Here is a 2,029-nt window from a genome sequence, read left to right on the forward strand (position 1 = left end):
CCGCGGCGGCCCGCGCTGCATGAGCATGCCCTTCTGGCGCGAGGACCTCTAAGGTCTTCAAGGACCCGTACAGGTCATAATACATACATCTAGCTGCCATTAGATGTCTCTCATTGGGACGGTGCGGGTTTTCGCACCGCCCCAATCTTGTATGAGGAACTTTAACACGATTGGATGACTGCTTTTGTAAGGAGCTTGGCTATGGACATCAAGACGATTGGCGTTGAGGAATGGCTCAACGTTTGGGAGAAGAGCGCCACGTGGGACATCGCCCAGTCGACGATCTCGTCGCTCACCATGGGCGAGCTACGTGAACTCGACGAGCAGGACGGTGCTACGTTCTACGAGCGCCTGGATCGCGAGAAGATGAATTACGGCTGGATCGAGGGTTCGCCGGAGTTTAAGGCCGAAGTCGCCAAGCTGTATCGTCGCGAGGTCAATCCCGATCACATTTTGCAGACTAATGGCTGTACGGGTGCTAACCTCAATGCCATCATGACTGTTGTCGAGCCCGGCGATCACGTGATTGCCGAGTGGCCTACCTATGCGCCGCTCTATGAGATTCCGCGTACGCTCGGTGCCGAGGTCGAGTATTGGGAGCTTCGCGAGGAACTCGGCTGGAAGCCCGATATCGAGGAACTCAAGCGCTTGGTGCGTCCCAATACCAAGCTCATCTGCATCAACAACGCATCGAACCCCATCGGTACGGTGCTCGATGCCGATATGCTCGGCCAGATTGCCGAGATTGCCCGTTCGGTGGGCGCCTACGTGCTGTGCGACGAGGTGTATCTGCCGCTCGAAAACACTGAGTCCTTTATGTCGATGGTCGACGTGTACGAGAGGGCCATTGTCACCAACTCGTTGTCGAAGACCTATTCGACGCCTGCGGCCCGCGTGGGCTGGGTCGTGGCCGACGAAGAGGTGTCCAACCGCATCCGCACCTACCGCGATTACACCATGATCTGCGGCGGCGTGTTCAACGATGCCCTAGCGACCTATGTGCTTGAGCACAGGGACAAGATTCTCGAGCGTAACCGCAAGATCGTGTTTGGTAACCGCGATATCGCGCAGGCTTGGATCGATACGCAGCATCGTGTTTCCTGGACGGCCCCGCAGGGCGTGTCCAGCTCGTTTATCCAGCTGGATATTCCCGAGGATGACGAGGAGTTCTGCAAGCGCCTGCTGGCCGAGAGGGGAGTGCTGTTGGTTCCCGGTAGCCGTTTTGAGCTTCCCTGTGGAGCGCGCCTGGGCTACTGCGCGAGCGAAGATGTTCTTCGCGAGGGCCTGAGACTTCTGGGCGAGGCGCTGGCCGAGTTCGATCGCTAGGATTCCGATGATCTTCGAGGGCCTTATCCAAATTGGCCGAAGATAATCGAAAACGGATCCGTTTCCCTAGGGGAAGCGGGTCCGTTTTTCCATACCGAGAAGTCAAGTTTTTACAAATGGGGCCGTAAGGCGAGCCGGTATCCGCTGGGCCTTATACTGAGCTTCCGGTGAACGGTATCAAGCGTCTGGTAAACGGTAATTTGTATACCAGAAATGAATAGGACAAACTTTTTTCTGAATAAAAATGAAAATGGTTGAGACGAGGTATGAATCACTAATTCTATTCATAGCTTTGTTGGAAATATGCAATTTGAGGGTGGTTTAATAAAGTTTAGTTCCAATTGATTTTTGGATTGAAAACGCGTTTAAGCACGTAAATACACTTTATTAAATCAAAGTGTGCCATGCGTGAAGTATATGTGTATGCCGTTCACCCCTCATATAAAACCGTTCGGGGGCGAGGTGGAAGTATGGACTGATTTTGGATATAAATATGTCGTCAGCAATAACGCCTCACACGGAGGGGCGCTAACGAATCGGCCCTGACAGGGGCCCGAAAGAAAGGTAGGAGGCCATGACGAAAGGTCTGCACGTGCCTTCCGAGATCGGCAAGCTCAGGAAGGTCTGCCTGCACCGTCCCGGCGACGAGCTCCTCAACCTGCCGCCCGACGAGCTCGAGCGACTCCTGTTCGACGACGTCCCG

Annotated in this window: 1 protein-coding gene and 1 pseudogene; both read left to right on the top strand. The window is 54.5% G+C overall.

The window, feature by feature from the left end; all coding sequences use genetic code 11:
• Nucleotides 1-201 precede the first annotated feature (201 nt).
• Nucleotides 202-1,326: an aminotransferase gene (locus DWY05_RS09785; protein WP_117821543.1), complete on the top strand. Its 1,125-nt coding sequence runs from the start codon at nt 202-204 to the stop codon at nt 1,324-1,326.
• A gap of 574 nt (nt 1,327-1,900) precedes the next feature.
• A pseudogene (locus DWY05_RS10160) lies at nt 1,901-2,029 on the top strand (arginine deiminase); the annotation flags it as partial.

It is taken from the genome of Collinsella sp. AF23-4AC (assembly GCF_003462685.1).
In the GTDB taxonomy this organism is placed as follows: Bacteria; Actinomycetota; Coriobacteriia; order Coriobacteriales; family Coriobacteriaceae; genus Collinsella.